This is a genomic window from Polyangium fumosum (assembly GCF_005144585.1).
Classification (GTDB): domain Bacteria; phylum Myxococcota_A; class Polyangia; order Polyangiales; family Polyangiaceae; genus Polyangium; species Polyangium fumosum.
Map to the genome: position 1 here is coordinate 246,270 of NZ_SSMQ01000005.1, position 14,841 is coordinate 261,110.

General features: G+C 66.5%; 15 protein-coding genes. 6 read left to right on the forward strand and 9 right to left on the reverse strand.

Annotated elements, in window-relative coordinates; translation table 11 throughout:
• Nucleotides 1-68 precede the first annotated feature (68 nt).
• Nucleotides 69-368: a hypothetical protein gene (locus E8A74_RS54610; protein ID WP_232379419.1), complete on the reverse strand. Its 300-nt coding sequence runs from the start codon at nucleotides 366-368 to the stop codon at nucleotides 69-71.
• Here E8A74_RS54610 and E8A74_RS54615 point away from each other — a divergent pair.
• Complete coding sequence (locus E8A74_RS54615) at nucleotides 367-606, forward strand: hypothetical protein (protein WP_232379420.1); 240 nt, start codon at nucleotides 367-369, stop codon at nucleotides 604-606. The two genes, E8A74_RS54610 and E8A74_RS54615, sit on opposite strands and share 2 nt — an antisense overlap.
• A gap of 24 nt (nucleotides 607-630) precedes the next feature.
• Here E8A74_RS54615 and E8A74_RS51980 read toward each other — a convergent pair whose 3' ends face one another.
• Nucleotides 631-777 carry a hypothetical protein gene (locus E8A74_RS51980; protein WP_170228927.1) on the reverse strand — a complete coding sequence of 49 codons (147 nt, stop codon included), beginning with the start codon at nucleotides 775-777 and terminating at the stop codon, nucleotides 631-633.
• A 277-nt stretch (nucleotides 778-1,054) separates the two neighbouring features.
• Here E8A74_RS51980 and E8A74_RS07320 point away from each other — a divergent pair, with 277 nt between their 5' ends.
• Complete coding sequence (locus E8A74_RS07320) at nucleotides 1,055-2,488, forward strand: vWA domain-containing protein (protein ID WP_136928198.1); 1,434 nt, start codon at nucleotides 1,055-1,057, stop codon at nucleotides 2,486-2,488.
• Between the two features lie 67 nt (nucleotides 2,489-2,555).
• Complete coding sequence (locus E8A74_RS07325; protein ID WP_136928199.1) at nucleotides 2,556-3,344, forward strand: dienelactone hydrolase family protein; 789 nt, start codon at nucleotides 2,556-2,558, stop codon at nucleotides 3,342-3,344.
• Between the two features lie 3 nt (nucleotides 3,345-3,347).
• On the opposite strand, the gene E8A74_RS07330 is transcribed toward E8A74_RS07325, so the two are convergent.
• A complete protein-coding gene (locus tag E8A74_RS07330; RefSeq protein ID WP_232379421.1) occupies nucleotides 3,348-5,054 on the reverse strand; it encodes a DUF2330 domain-containing protein in 1,707 nt (568 codons plus the stop codon).
• Nucleotides 5,055-5,169: 115 nt separating this feature from the next.
• Between E8A74_RS07330 and E8A74_RS07335 the strand changes: the two genes are divergently transcribed.
• A complete protein-coding gene (locus tag E8A74_RS07335; RefSeq protein WP_136928201.1) occupies nucleotides 5,170-6,747 on the forward strand; it encodes a DUF2330 domain-containing protein in 1,578 nt (525 codons plus the stop codon).
• 9 nt (nucleotides 6,748-6,756) lie between these two features.
• On the opposite strand, the gene E8A74_RS07340 is transcribed toward E8A74_RS07335, so the two are convergent.
• The 6 genes from E8A74_RS07340 to E8A74_RS07365 all read right to left on the reverse strand — a co-directional run bounded on the left by E8A74_RS07340 (nucleotide 6,757) and on the right by E8A74_RS07365 (nucleotide 12,990).
• The gene (locus tag E8A74_RS07340) at nucleotides 6,757-7,140 is read right to left on the reverse strand and encodes a response regulator (protein WP_136928202.1); all 384 of its coding nucleotides are present in this window, start codon (nucleotides 7,138-7,140) and stop codon (nucleotides 6,757-6,759) included.
• 239 nt (nucleotides 7,141-7,379) lie between these two features.
• Complete coding sequence (locus tag E8A74_RS07345) at nucleotides 7,380-8,390, reverse strand: methyltransferase (protein ID WP_136928203.1); 1,011 nt, start codon at nucleotides 8,388-8,390, stop codon at nucleotides 7,380-7,382.
• Between the two features lie 390 nt (nucleotides 8,391-8,780).
• Entirely contained in the window at nucleotides 8,781-9,626 is an 846-nt protein-coding gene (locus tag E8A74_RS07350) for a carbohydrate ABC transporter permease (protein WP_136928204.1), read from the reverse strand.
• Nucleotides 9,623-10,546 carry a carbohydrate ABC transporter permease gene (locus tag E8A74_RS07355; protein WP_136928205.1) on the reverse strand — a complete coding sequence of 308 codons (924 nt, stop codon included), beginning with the start codon at nucleotides 10,544-10,546 and terminating at the stop codon, nucleotides 9,623-9,625. Before E8A74_RS07355 ends, E8A74_RS07350 begins: the two co-directional genes overlap by 4 nt.
• An 11-nt stretch (nucleotides 10,547-10,557) precedes the next feature.
• The gene (locus E8A74_RS07360) at nucleotides 10,558-11,910 is read right to left on the reverse strand and encodes an ABC transporter substrate-binding protein (protein WP_136928206.1); all 1,353 of its coding nucleotides are present in this window, start codon (nucleotides 11,908-11,910) and stop codon (nucleotides 10,558-10,560) included.
• 63 nt (nucleotides 11,911-11,973) lie between these two features.
• The gene (locus E8A74_RS07365; protein WP_170228928.1) at nucleotides 11,974-12,990 is read right to left on the reverse strand and encodes a diacylglycerol/lipid kinase family protein; all 1,017 of its coding nucleotides are present in this window, start codon (nucleotides 12,988-12,990) and stop codon (nucleotides 11,974-11,976) included.
• 87 nt (nucleotides 12,991-13,077) lie between these two features.
• On the opposite strand from E8A74_RS07365, the gene E8A74_RS07370 reads away from it, so the two are divergent.
• Together E8A74_RS07370 and E8A74_RS07375 are read left to right on the forward strand one after the other, a co-directional pair.
• Entirely contained in the window at nucleotides 13,078-14,097 is a 1,020-nt protein-coding gene (locus tag E8A74_RS07370) for a radical SAM protein (RefSeq protein ID WP_170228929.1), read from the forward strand.
• Nucleotides 14,094-14,840, forward strand: coding sequence for a hypothetical protein (locus E8A74_RS07375; RefSeq protein ID WP_136928209.1), 747 nt, complete (start codon nucleotides 14,094-14,096; stop codon nucleotides 14,838-14,840). The genes E8A74_RS07370 and E8A74_RS07375 overlap by 4 nt, the downstream gene beginning before the upstream one ends.
• Nucleotide 14,841 lies beyond the last annotated feature (1 nt).

Below are 14,841 nucleotides of genomic sequence, written 5' to 3' on the forward strand. Positions count from 1 at the left end.
GGGCCGGAATCCTACGCGCAACCGGGACGGAGCGAAAAGAGAATTTCGCAGTACGTTCCGGGCACACCTCAAAAAAGCGGGAATTCCCGCATTGCGGTCCACGCGCAGGCCGGGTATGAGCCAAAGAACGACGGAAAAGGAGACCACGCCATGACGAATGCAATGCCCGCCATGAACATGCCGATGCCGATGATGCCCTCGTCCATGCCCATGATGGGCTCACCCATGCAGGGTATGCCCATGATGAACATGATGCCCGGGATGCCCGGCATGATGCCCGGCATGATGGGCATGATGCCCAACATGATGCCCGGCATGATGGGCATGGGCATGGGCATGATGCCCGGCATGATGAACATGATGCCCATGATGGGCATGATGCCCGGCATGATGGGTATGGGCATGATGCCCGTGACGTGTCGTATGACCTATGAAATGACGAAGGACGGAATCACCTGCAAATTGACCCCGGGCGAGGGCATCTCGCTGGACATGATGAAAGAGCGCTGCGAGGCCATGGCCCGCATGATGTCCGCCGGCATGCCCATGATGATGATGTGCGGCGGGATGCCGATGATGATGTGTATGCCGAGCCCGACGAAGTAACCCGCGCGGCGGGTCACTTCCAGGTCACATCGCGGGCCAGACGGGCACCCAGAACCAGACGGGCACCCAGACGAGCAGGACCGGCGCCGACGTCGGCTTCTGGCGCTGCTCGTCTGCGCGCTTCCTTCGCACCTCGTCGAGATCGATCACACGAGCGCTGTGCTGGTTCATCGGACGACCCTCCAACAAAGCGTGACGACGTCCAAGATAACGGACGTCGTCCGTTCGATCAAGTCCCACGGAAGATCTAGCCCCGAAGCCGAGCTCATCCGAGGCCGAGCTGCTTTTCCAGCGCATCCACGGTGTTCTTCGCGTCGAGGAGCGAGGAGGTTCGCGCTTCTCGGTAGAGCCGGATCGCCTCGGACTTGTTGCCGGCGCGCAGCGCCTCGGGATCGCCGCCAAATCTTACGGGGACTTCGCGCGTCTTAGGCGGTCTCCGGAGTCTGCCATGAGAGATCTCGCGTTTCGCACGTCAATCCCCCTCCTCCTCGTCGCCGCCGTCCTCTTCATCCTCGGCTGCGGGCCGGCCGCGTCGCCTACGGGCGCGCGGGACCCGAATGCCGTCCGCGTGGAGGCGCTCCTCGGTTCGCCCATGCTCCTCGCGAATGGGGACAGCACGGTCTACGCCGTGCTTCGTATCTCCACGGCCGCGCGTCCCGCGCGCGAGCGTGGCCCCGTGAACGTCGCGCTCGCCATCGACACCTCGGGCTCGATGGAGGGCGAAGCCATCGTGGCCGCGCGCCGCGCGAGCCTCCAGGTGATCGACGCGCTGAAGGACGGCGATCGGCTCGCGGTCATCGTGTTTCATTCGAAGGCCGAGGTGCTCGTCCCGTCGACCGAGCTCGACGCCGAGGTGCGCGAAGACGCGCGGAAGCGCATCGCGGCCATGGAGGCGCGCGGCACGACCGAAATGGCGGACGGGCTCCAGACCGCGCTCGACCAAGTGCTCGCGAATTACAACCCGAATGGCGTGAACCGCGTCGTGCTCCTCGGCGACGGAATCCCGAACCAGGCGGCGAACCTCGAATACACCGCGAAGCGCGCGGCCGACCGCGGCGTCGCGGTCACGACCCTCGGGCTCGGGCTCGATTACGACGAGACGCTCATGGGGAAACTCGCGGACCTCTCCGGCGGGCGATACAGCTACATCGAGAGCGCAGACAAACTTGCCGGCTTCTTCCGGGAGGAGCTCGAACGCCTCGACACGGTGTACGGCCGCCAGGCCTCCGTGACGCTGACCCCCGGCCCCGGCGTGCGGATCGACGCGATCGTTGGCACGGAAATGATGTCGCCGGCCGGCGCCGCGTACATGCCGCTCGGCGACATCGTGCGTGGCGACACCCGCGACGTCGTCGTTCGAATGACGGTGACGCCTCGCAAGGCGAATGTGCCGATCGAGCTGCTCGACGCGGTGATCACCTTCGACGACGCGCTCGAGCAGGCCGGCCGCCTCGAACGCCGCCTCTACTTCGGCGCGCGGACGACGCTCGACGAGGGCGAGGTCGCGAAGGCGAAAAACCCCGCGGTCGACCTCTCGGCCGCGCTCGCCGAGGCGTCCGCGACGACGCTCCAGGCGCTCGAGTTCGGCAAGCAGGGCTCGTACGTGCACGCGCGTGGGCTTCTCGAAAAAGGCGCCGCGGCGGCGCTCGCGCAATCGAAGCGCACGCCGAGCGCCGAACTCGAAAAACTCGCAACGAACATGACGTCCGTGGCCAAGGACATGCCGGAGGTCGATCGCCCGGCCCCTCCGTCGGCCTCGCCCTCGGGCGGCGAGTACGAATTCTCGGACGACACGATGGCCACCCCCATGCCCTCAGAATCACCGTCCGTCGTTCGCAATCGCAAAGAGGTGCACCAGAAGGCGGTCAAGGCTCTCCATTGATAGATCGCGGGGTGGACGAGGACTTTCGCTTGTCGGCGGGCCGAGGCTCGCGCTACCATCCGCGGCCATGCCCATCGAGCTCGACGGTTTCAAGCGCGGATCCTTCACCCACGACGGCGCCGAACGGGACGTCTACCGCCGCGGCAGCGGGCCCGGCGTCGTCGTCATGAGCGAGATTCCCGGCATCACGCCCCAGGTCATTCGTTTCGCCGAGCGCGTCGCCGCCGAGGGATTCACGGTCTTCATGCCGCAGCTCTTTGGCACGCCCGGAAAGCCGTTCAGCACCGCCTACGCGGCCTCCCAGCTCGCGCGCGCGTGCATCTCGCGCGAGTTCGCGGTGCTCGCCGCGAATGAATCGAGCCCCCTCGTCGATTGGCTGCGCGCGCTCTGCCGTCACGTGCACGCCGAGCTCGGCGGCAAGGGCGTCGGCGCGATCGGCATGTGCATCACCGGCAATTTCGCGCTCGCGCTCATGGTCGATCCGGCGGTCGCGGCGCCCGTGCTCAGCCAGCCGTCGCTCCCGCTCGGCCTCGGCGCGGCGCGCCGCGCGGGCATGCACATCTCGGAGCGTGACCTCGCCGCCGTGAAGGAGCGATGCGCGTCCGGCGCGCAGGTCCTCGCCATGCGATTCACGCACGACCCTCTTTGCCCGGGCGAGCGCTTCGTGTCCCTTCGCAAGGAGCTCGGCCCCGCGCTCGAATCCATTGAAATCGACTCGGGCCCGGGCAACACCTGGGGCATCCAGCGGCTCGCCCATTCGGTCGTGACGAACGACCTCGTCGACGAGGCCGGTCACCCCACGCGACAGGCGCTCGACCGCGTGCTCGCCTTCTTCGGCGAGCGCCTGCGCGGGTAACCTTCAACGCCCCGTTCGCCGCCGGACGAGCCGCAGCGCGACGAAACCCATTACCACGACCACCCCAGCGCCGACGGGCCCCGGCTCGTCGCCCGCTTCGCCCACGCGACACCCCGCGCATCCGCCCTGCGGCGGCGCGGGCGGCGGCCCGGATGCATTCGTGTCGGTCGGCGCCGGGGACGCGGAGCCCGCGGGCAGCGGGGTCGTCTCGGGGGCCGCTGCATACATCGCCGGCGCGGGCACGAGCGGACCGCTGTCGATACGCGTCTCGCTCTCGTCGCGCTGGACGAGGGCGGCGAGCTCGACCCCGCCGCGCTTCGCGAACGCGAGCTTTTGCGCGGCCTCCGTGCCCTTGTGCGCCACGCCGCCCGGCGGCCCGCCCCAGATCCCGCGCCGCGGATTCGGACACGTGACGGCTCCGGTCCACGCGTGCCGGATCGCATAACGTCCCTGGAAGTTGTTGATGCCGCTCTGCACCGCGCCGGTCTCGAGCTTCGCTCCATCGGTCAGGAATTCGCGGCCGCCGACGATGGGCGGCGCCGCCCGAAACACGAGGTCCTCCCCCAGCCCGTCCTTGCCATATCGCAAATGCAGGCGCGTCAGGACGAACCCGCTCCCTCCACGCCAGCGCGGCATCGGCCTCGGCATGGGCGCGGGACCCACCGCCGGAGCGCCGGGGGACGGCCCCGCGACCTGCTGCGCCTCGCCGATCGCGTCCGCGCCGAGCGTCGCCAGATCCGAGCCGTCGAGCGTGGGCCCGGGACAAGGATCACACGACCCCGCGTCCCACGCATACTCGGTGATCGCTGCCTTTGGCTGCCGCGCGAGCGTGCGGTCGAAGAGCGCCGCGTAAAACGCGCCGAAATCGTTCCGGACCTTGTCCTTGACGTCGAGGTTCGTCGGAATGGCGACGTTCGGATAGTTCGCCGTCTCGTACCGCTGCCCGCGCGCGAGGATGTGGACGATGAGGTCCTGCGTCCCCCCGGAGTTCACGAGCCCGAGCCGCACGGGCAGGGCGAACGTCTCGCTATCGTAATGAAACCGGAGCGGCGAGAGCATCGCCTGCCCATTCTCGAAGCGCACCTTCTTCGTGTCGACCTTGGCCACGAAGAACTTGCTGCCGCCCTGCACATAAGGGCGGAGCAAGGGCTCGGCGCCCGCGGGAATCTTGTACTTCTCTTGACGGAGCCAGGTATCGAGCCCGAGCGAATCGCGCGCGCTCAGGATGACGACCTCGTACTCGCCCACCGTGAATTGCGCCTCGATGGTCACGCCGAGGTCGGCTGCGCTCTCCCTCGCGGGCCCCGAGGACATACGCCTCACGGTGCCCGGTGCGGCCATCGGCATTGGCGGCGGCAGCGGCGCGCAAGGGTCCTGCTCCCAGTACTCGACGAGCCGCGGCGCCGCGAGTTTGTCGACCTTGTCGAACACCGCCATGGGCAAGGTCTTGACGTTCTCCTTTTGCAGCACCACGGGCACCGGGACGACCATCGCGAAGTTTTCCGGCGGCCCCTGGTAGTTGTTCTGCATCGAGAGCACCGTGCGGGTGCCCTCGCGCATCAGCACGACCATCGTAGCGTTGTTGAAGAGCTTCGTGGAATCCGCGCCTGCGACATAGAAGCCGCAAAAAGCGTCGGCGGAGGACGCGGTCGTGATCGCGGCGAGGGCGAGGGGAACGGCGAGGCCGAGGGCGCGCAGGCGGGACAACATGAAGGCGATGTTCCCACGAGCGTTTTCCATCACGCAAGGGCAAGATCGCGGCGGGGTGGACATCACGGCGCGATTCCGGTAGCTCTGGATGTCACGACCCCCGGGAGGAAAAACCATGCGCGCCGCCCTGCCCTGCGCTCTCCTTGCGCTCGCCGCCCTCGCCCAGCCGGCTCCTGCCGATGCGTTTTGTGGATTCTATGTGAGCGGGGCCGATTCGAAGCTGTACAACAACGCCACCTTGGTCGTCCTCATGCGCGACGGCACCCGCACGGTGCTCTCGATGCAGAACAACTACCAGGGCCCGCCCGAGGATTTCGCCATGGTCGTCCCGGTGCCGGTCGTCCTCGCCAAGGAAAACGTGAAGACCCTGCCCGCCGAGGTCTTCGGACGCGTCGATCGCCTCGCCGCGCCGCGGCTCGTCGAATACTGGGAGCAGGATCCGTGTACGCCGCCGATTCGCGCCTTGGAGTCCGTGCTCCAGTACGCGCCCTCGCCCACGTCGGACGAAGGGGGCCAGGAGGAAGAGGCGGAGCGGCACGGCGTCAAAATCGAGGCCCGCTTCAGCGTCGGCGAATACAACGTCCTCATCCTGAGCGCGCAGGACTCACTCGGGCTCGACACCTTCCTGCGCGGCCAGAGATACAAGATCCCCGCGGGCGCCGAGCCGTACCTCCGTCCGTACGTGACCGCCGGCAGCAAATTCTTCGTGGCCAAGGTCGACGCGAAGAAGATCCGCTTCGAGAACGGCATGGCGCAGCTCTCGCCGCTCCGGTTCCATTACGACAGCGAGAGCTTCAATCTGCCCGTGCGCCTCGGCCTCATCAACTCGGCTGGCACGCAGGATCTCATCGTCCATGTCCTCGCTCGCTCGCGGTACGAAGTCGCGAATTACGAAAACTACGCCATTCCCACGAACGTCCGCGTCAAGGAACCGGTGAAGCAGAGCTTCGGCTCGTTTTACGCGACGCTCTTCGACAAGGTCCTCGAAAATCACCCGCGGGCCGTGGTCACGGAGTACGCCTGGGACGCGGGGTCCTGCGATCCCTGCCCCGAGCCGCCGCTCGGCGTCGCCGACCTCGCGACCCTCGGCGCGGACGTCCTGCCCGAGTATGAGGGGCGGCGCGAAGTCCCGCCCGAGCTCGCCAACGCCTTCACATTGACGCGCCTCCACGTCCGGTACGACAAGAATGCCCTCGGCGAGGATCTGGTTTTTCGCGCCGCACCGCCGATCCGCGGCGGGAATGGCGTCCCTGATCCGGAGGGCAAGATGGAGCCGGGCGCGATGTCGAGCGGCAACAATTCCTTTCAGGGTCGTTACGTCATCCTCCACCCGTGGGAAGGGCCCATCGAATGCGAGACGCCCCGGCGCGGGATCTGGGGCGGACCGGTGAAACACATCGCTGGGGAGGGTGCTACCCAGGTCGCCACCAATACGGCGTTCGCTCCGCGAGGTGTCGAACTCGCTTCGTTCCTCGATTCCTCGGCGGGCGGCCTCGCGTCTCAGGAAGCAAAGCTCCCGAGCGGTCCGGTCGCGGAAGAACCTTTCCCGACGTTGCCCTCGAAGGGCGGCTGTGCGAGCTGCACGACGACAAGCTCGCGGGATGGCCTCGAAGCGATCTTCGGAGCCGTTGCGGCTGCGGTGGGGATGGTGCTGCGGCGGGCCTCTGCGCGCTCGAAGCGCGGCGCGGCCTGATCACGACACCTACACGAAGGAGCGCCTCTGGAGCGCCGCGCGTAGCTCGGCGACGAAGGCCTCGTCGGCGACGTCTTTCGGCACCGCCCCGTGAGCGCCCAGGGATCGCGCCATCCGGGTGAGCACATTCGCCTCCATGTTGCTGCAAAGCAGGACGCGGACCTCGCCGAGCCCGATCGAATCGCGGATCATGCGGATCACGATCGAACCATCGAGCTTCGGCATGTTCACGTCGAGCAGCACGAGGTCGCAGCGCATATCGCGTATGGCCTGAAGGACGCCCACGGGCCCATTGTGAAACCGCGCCTCGAAGCCCATCTCCGCGAGCCTCTGCACGGCGCTCTCACCGAACCTCGCGTCGTCGTCGATCACGAGGACACGCGTACGTCTCATGAGGCTGCTGCTGCCCCTTCCCGAGCGTGGGGCGCCCACATCCTCGGACCGGCTGCCGTGCGACGGAAGGACGCTCGTAAAACCGTTCGAGGTGAAGCTACTTGAAAGGTATTTGGTATCATTCATGGGATCCGGGGAGCTCGGGCCCCGTGATGCCGGTTGTAGCCCGCCCCCTACGGGCCGGCCATGAGACCAAGGTCCCATAACCTGTACGTCGACACACAAGCGCACGCACGACGTCAGGCGGCGATGCCCTCCACGATGGCGATGGAGTTCGCGGTCGGAATCACGCGAGCGATCTTCAGCCCGGCGGCATGAAAAAGGGCCGCGAATTCGGCTTCGGTGCGCTCGCGGCCGGGCACGACGGTCAGCATGCAGAGATCAAGCGCCTTGCTTGGGTGATCCGTGTTCCCTGGGGGCACGAGCGCGTCGACGACGAGCACGCGCCCTCCCGCGACCATCGCGCGCCGGCAATATTTCAGGATGTTTATACACGTATCATCCGCCCAATCGTGCATGATCCGCTTCAGCACGTAGACATCCGCGCCGTCCGGCACGGAGGTGAAGAAATCGCCTGCCACGCGATCGACACGCTTGTCGAGCCCCGCCGCCGCGATACGCCCCGGCTGCCCGACGACCTCGGGCCTATCGTAAAGCACGCCTCGCACCGAGGGATATCGTCGCAGCACCTCGACGAGCAATCCGCCGAGGCCCCCGCCCACGTCCACGACGCGCGAGGCGGCGCCGAAATCGTAGGCCTCGGCGATCGCCCGATTGTCCGCGTCCGAGACGTCGGCCATCGCCTTGTCGAAGACCTCTCCGATCGACGGATGTTCGCTCATATATTCGAAAAACCCAACGCCGTGCCGAAAATCAAACGCACACTCGCCGGTCTTGACGGTATGAGGGAGATGGAGCGCGGCCTCCATCGTGGGCGGAAGCGTGCCGAGCTGCACGACGCCTTGCAGGGAAAAAGGAACGCCCGTGCGAAGGAGCTCGGCGGCCGGCGTGAGGTGGAATCGCCCGTCATCGTCCTCGGCAAAGACGCCCTTCGACGCGAGCACGCGGAGGACACGGTAGAGCGACAAGGAATGGGCGTTCGCCTCGGCCGCGAGCTCCTCCGCCGTCATCGGCCCCGATGCGAGCCGGTCTGCGATTCGGAGCTGCATGACGGCGTTGAGGGCACCTGCATAAAAGCATCCCCAAGCGAGATCCATGATGATTCCAACGGGCGATTGCATGGATTCCATGGCATTCAGCGTATCAAGCGCGTTGGAGTCGAGCAAGGCACGCAGCCGACGGTTGAACCCCTCGCGCGGTACCGGATACCGTGCGGACGTTGGCTGAGCATCTGGATAAAAACCGTCCCGGCTCCGAGGGCTTCGTGCCGTCGCCGTCGTCCTGGTCCTGCTTTATCACCAGCAGCTCGTGGGCTTTGGATGGGCAGGTGTTCAGGTCTTTTTCGTACTCTCCGGGTATCTCATCACGTCGGAACGGGCCGGAGGGCGCTGCTCGTAGGTCTCGGGCTCCCCCTGGCCCTCGGCCTTTCGATTCTCTTCATTTACGGTCCGGCAGGGCTGCGCTCCTCGATTGGATACCCAATAGAGCGGGACGTTATCACGCAGAGCGGATGAGCCCGCTCACCCCTTCACGGCCCCGGCCGTGAGCCCCGCGATGATCCGCCGCTGGAAGACGAGCGCGAGCAACACGAGCGGCGTCGTCACCAGCACGGAGGCGGCCATCATCTGCCCCCAGGGCACCTCGAAGGCCGAGCTCGTCGTCGCGGAGAACGAAAGAATCGCGTGGGTCACGGTCCGTTTGTCCGGGGTCTGCATGAACGAGAGCGCGAACAGAAGCTCGTTCCAGGCGGCGATGAAGGAAAGCAATCCCGTCGTGACCATCCCAGGGGCCGCGAGCGGAAGCATGATCTTCGCGAAGAGCTGCAGCGGGGAGGCGCCATCCATGTAGGCCGCCTCTTCGATCTCGACAGGCACGGCTTCGAGAAACCCGGTGAGCACCCAGATGGTAAAGGGCAACGTGAAGACGAGATACGTCAGCGTCAGGGCCGGCAGCCGGTTGTAGAGGCCGAGCGCATTCACAAGCTGGAAGAGCGCACCGAGGACCGCGATCTGCGGAAACAGGGTCATCGACAGGATCACGTAAAGCACGAGGCTCCGGCCACGGAATCGGTACCGGCCGAGCGCGAACGCCGCGAGCGCGCCGATGGCGAGGGAGACAAGCGTCACGGAGCTCGCCACGAGGACGCTGTTCAGCGCCGCGCGGAGAAAATCGTCGTTCGCGAGGACGCGACGATAATGTTCCAGCGTCGGGTGCTCCGGCCAGAATCGCGCGGGGAGTGAAAAAAGCTCGGCGTTCGTCTTGAACGAGGACACGAGCGCCCAGCCGAACGGGAAAACGAGATACACGACGAGGAAAACCACGGCCATCCCGAACGCCGCTCGCCTCGCCACGCCCCGAGCCTTCATGTATCCCTCCGCTGGAAGAGCGCGATGTAGATCACGATGAAGACGGCGATGACCAGGAAAATCGCGGTGGAAACGGCCGAGCCGTATCCCACGTCGGAGATGCTAACGAGGATCTCGTGAGCATAGGTGGCCAGGGTCTGCATGTCGGGCCGGCTCCCGAACATCACGTAAAATACGTCGAAAACACGCAATGCGTCGAGCGTCCGGAACACGAGCGCGACGAGGAGGGCCGGCCGGAGGAGCGGCAGGGTGATCCGCGTGAACGCTTGCAGGCGCGTCGCGCCGTCCACGCGCGCGGCCTCGTAAAGCTCGCGTGGGATGAGCTGCAGGCCGGCGAGCAGGAGCAACGCGACGAAGGGCGTCGTCTTCCAGACGTCGACGAGCACGGCCGCGGGGAGCGAGGTCCTCGGGTCCGCGGTGAATGCGATCGGCTCGGAAAGCAGGCCCAGGCGATTCACGAGGACGTCATTGAAGACACCATACACGTCATTGTACATCCATTTCCACATCTGTGTGGATACGGCCGTGGGGATGGCCCAGGGCACGAGCATGGCGGCGCGCACGGCGGAGCGTCCCTTGAAACGCGCATCGAGGAGCAGCGCAATGCCGAGGCCGAGGGCGAGCTCGAGCACCACGGTGATCACGGCGAAGAGCACGGTGAGGAGCAACGCGTCGAGGAAGAACCCGTCGTGGGCAAGCTCCACGTAATTCGACAACCCGACGAAGCGCGCGGGCTCCTCGCTGCCGAGCCGGGTATTCGTGAGGCTCAAATACAGGGTGTCGCAGAGCGGATAAAGCGCCACGAACGCCGTCACGATCAGCGCCGGTGTGAGGAACGCCCACGCGACCCTCGCGCGCCTCTTCGCGCGGATCCCCGCGACCTCTGCTTGCTTCTCCGCCTCGCCCGTCGTCGTGCTCATCCCGTGTCCCCTCACCGCAGCGAGCGCCGGATACGCCGAGCGATCTGCTCCAGCGCCTTCTCGGGGTCTGTCCCGTAAAGCGCCTTGCTCACACCCTGGTAAAATGCGATCGAGACCTCGTTGTACCTCGCCCCCGCCTGGTTCGAGGGCCTCGCGACCAATGTCGCCCCCCGCACCCGCTCCAGGAAAGGTAACACCCGCGCGACGTCCGGATCGCTCTGCACGGCGGGAATCGTGGGGATATATCCGCCGACGAGCGCCCGGAAGCGCTGCACCTCGGGCGAGCAGAGATACCCGACGAACGCGACGGCCGCGTCGGGAAACCGCGAATATCTCGAAACGCCGAGGGTCCAACCGCCCAGGATCGCGCTGCTCTCGTACCCCGGCTCGTGCGGGAGGGGCGCGACGTCGAAGCGCCCCTCGATGCGCGATCCCTTCGTGTTGCCCGCTGCGTACGCGTACGGCCAGTTGCGCATGAAGGCCGCATTTCCGCCCTGAAACACGTTGCGCGCGTCCTCCTCTTCGTATCCCGTCACGCCGACCGGCGAAATCGTCCCAACGAACCCGTGGAAGCGCGCGAGTGCCTGCGCGGCCCGCGGATTCTCCACCGTGGGCTCACGACCCTCCAGGATCGCACCACCGCCGTAGGAATGAATCCATTCGAGTGCATTGCACGTGAGCCCCTCGTACGCCTTGCCCTGCCAGACGAACCCGGCAAACGAACGGCTCCGCGCGCGCTCTCCTCCCTGAATCGTCCGCGCCATCCCTTCGAGCTCGTCCCACGTCGCAGGGGGTGCGTCATACCCGTACTTCTGGAGCAGATCACTCCGGTAATAGAGCATTCCGAAATCGGTGAAGTAGGGCATGGCCACGAGCCGCCCTTGCACGGTGTCGTTCTTGATCGCGGCTTCGAGATGCGTCGCCGCGAGACCCCCGAGCGCCGCGCCGAGATCGAGCAAATGCGGGGCGAAGATACCAGGCCACACGATGTCGAGCGAAAGGACGTCCACGTCGGCGGAGCGCGCCTGAAAGAGGCGCTGGTAACTCGCATATGTCTCGGTCGCGTCGCGCGGGCGCAGGACGACGTCTACGATGGCGCCCGTGTCCAGCGCGAACCGCCGCGCGAGCGCACGGTCGATCGCGGCGCCGATGCCGACCGACTCCGCGTAGAACACGAGCCGCGCGCCCGCATGCCGCTCGGCCCTGGGCACGCGCGGCGGCGGCATGCCGACCTCGGGCAGTTCTTCGGCCGCTTCCTCCGCGGATGGCGCACGACGACAGCCTGAAATCAACGCAGAAAGCGGGAGGACGGCCGCAGCCGCGAGGAACGAACGTCGGCTCTGCTCGCCTCCTCCGATGGACATGACGACATCGTTCCCTGATCGGGCAGCGACGTCAAACGTTTTGTCCTCAAACGGATCGAACGCTCATTTGTCCGGAACGATCAGCCGCAAGGCGCGGGCGATGACCTCGATCGAAGCGCACTCGGCGCGCGGGAACTCCTCGCCGTCGAGCTGGCACGGCGGGGGCGCGCCGCCTTCGGGGACGCGGAAGTGGACGTCGATCCGAGAAGCCCGGCGCGTCCCGGGGGGCGCGGTAGGCGCGACGAACCCGGCGCGCGCGAGTGGTCCGATGGAGAGGCCCACTGTGGCGCGCCGGAGCCAATCGTGCCGCGTTGGAAATGGGAACACCTCGAACAAGCCGTCATCGTGGCGTGACGTCGGATCAACCACCCATCCCCCTGCGTAGACGCGTGTCCCTCGAATCAAGAGTTCCGTGAGCCGCGCCTCGAAGCGCGCGTCGTCAGCGACGACATCCGCCACGAAATCGACGTCCGGATTTTGCGAAGCGACGAGCGTGCGAATCAGAGCACCGGCATACACGAGCTCGTCACGATAAAGCGCAAAAGCTTTCCCCAACCGCCGAGCCCGATCTCTGTCCACGTTACGCGCCGCAATCACCGCGGCGCCGATGCCAAAGCCCACCGAATCAAAAAATGTCGCGCGCGTAACCGTCCTGCCGGCGCCGTCCATCGCATGGAGCTTTCCCGCGTCGAGCTGCGTCTCCCGCCCGGCCGCGAGGACCCGCACGTTCCGCTCGAGCGCGCGCTCCCCGGCGCGCAAACCGAAGCTCCGACCATGGTTGTTCGCGGTCCCCGCGGGCAGCATTCCGAGCGCAGCCGAATCCCGGCGCGGGCTTTCGAGTAGCCCTTCGGCGACCTCGCGGAACGTGCCGTCGCCGCCCATGGCAATAACGCATCGATAAGACTCTTCCGCAAGCGCATCCCGCACCACCTGCACGGTTCGTCCGCCGGGCTCCGTCGGCAGGAGGCGGGCGGAGAGCCCTGCCGCGCGAAGCAGGCGCAATGCGACGTCGATGCGCGCCGCATTACGCCCGCTCTGGGCCATGGGGTTCGCGACGAGGAGGTGCGTGTGCGCCGTCATGCAGGGGCTGAGCTTACCCGATACGCACGGGCGGTTCACGCGCCCGGTCCCCTTCCCCTCGCGCCCGCGTTCGGATAGCTTCGGGGCGTGCTCCCGCGCCCCGAAGACGAGATCCCGCTGCCCATGGAGCTCGCGCCGATGCGGCGTTTTGCACTCGACGGCGCGCTCCTTTGCTTCGATCGACGCACGGGGCTCACGGCCGTGTGCGAAGGGCCCGAGGCGGCGCATCTCCGCATGCGCGCGCCGCGCGTCGTGCAGTTCTCGATCACGAACGCGTGCAATCTCTCCTGCACGTTCTGCTCGCGTGACGTCACGGCGCGAAGCGCCTGGGCCGCGGAGGAGGCATTCGTCCTCTTGCGCGATCTCGATCGGGCCGGCGTGCTGGAGGTCGCGTTCGGGGGCGGCGAGCCGCTCGTGTTCAAGGGATTCGCGGCGCTCGTGCGGCGCCTCGACCTGGAGACGCGGCTCTCTGTCAGTTTGACGACCAACGGTACACGCCTCGACGACACGACGATCGCGGCGCTCACACCCCACGTGGGGCAGATTCGGCTTTCGATCTACGACGACGTCAACCATCGGCCCATCCTGGCGCGGCTCGCCCGGAGCGGCGTGCGTTTCGGCGTGAACTGGCTCGTGACGCCCACGCGCCTCCCGGGGCTCGCGTCGTTCGTCCTCGAACTCGTGGAATCAGGTTGTCGAGACATCCTCCTTCTTTCCTACAATGGCCCGGATCACGCCTTGCACCTCGATCACACCGAAACGTCGGAGCTCGCCCGCGTCGCGCGTGTGCTCGGGCGCGGGCTCGCGGGGCGCGCGACGCTCAAGCTCGACATCTGCTGGGGCGAGCGCATGGCGCCCGTGCCGCGCCTCTTCGGTGGGCGTCCCTGCTCCGCGGGCCGTGAATTCGTGGTGATCACGAGTGAAAAACAGGTGAGCCCATGCAGCTTCCATCACCTGCGCTTCCCCGCGGAGACCGCCGAGGACGTGCTCCGCATATGGGAAACCCATGGTACCGCGCTCGCCGCGCCGGCACGCGAGCCTGGGTGCGCGCGGACGCCGGGGTTTGGTCTCGACGGCTCTCCGCGTCGATTACCGATGACGGGGTGACTCCGATGCGCATCTACCTCTACCAGGCATTCGCCAGCAACAACAGCGGCAGCTATACGCTGGTCGGCACGTTCAAAGATGAGGCCACGGCCGAAGAGGTCGCGCACCTGCTCGCGGAGGTGAGCGCAGCGCATTCCGCGTGGCTCGAACGTACCCGCGGGGCCGACGACGGCCCTTCCCCCCTCGACGAGCTGGTGAAGCGCGAGGGCTTGCGGGGAGACAAACCAGGCCGCGACGATGACTGGCCATTGTACGACGCTGGCCCCCAGGTAATTGCTGCAGGCAAGCAGGTGCTTTTTTACTGCTCTTTCACGTTAACGATGCCGACCGTCATCGGAGGGCTCTTTTATGCACGAGGCGGCCGCGTCCAGATGGAGCTCGACCATGCGCACGCGGAGATCGCAGTCGAGTTCGACATCTGGCTCCCGTACGATAAAATCAAGGACAAGGACGAGCGGCGGGAAAAGCTCGACGCCTTCGAGGCACGGCTCGCGGACGAGCTATCCATCTGGACGAGGCGTGATGAAGAGGATACCCGCCCGCAGATCGAGCCGGCGTGGTATCATGGAGAGTGGGGCACCCGGCACGTGGCCGTGGTCTTCCGTGATCTGGTCGAGGGTGTGCAGGGCGTACGAACCCTCGCGCGGGAGATGGCGGTGGAGCTCCATTTCAAGGTATGGGAGTGCCCCCATGGAGTCCCCGATCCATTCGCGTTGCTTCGCGGGCCCAGGATTGAGGAGTAGG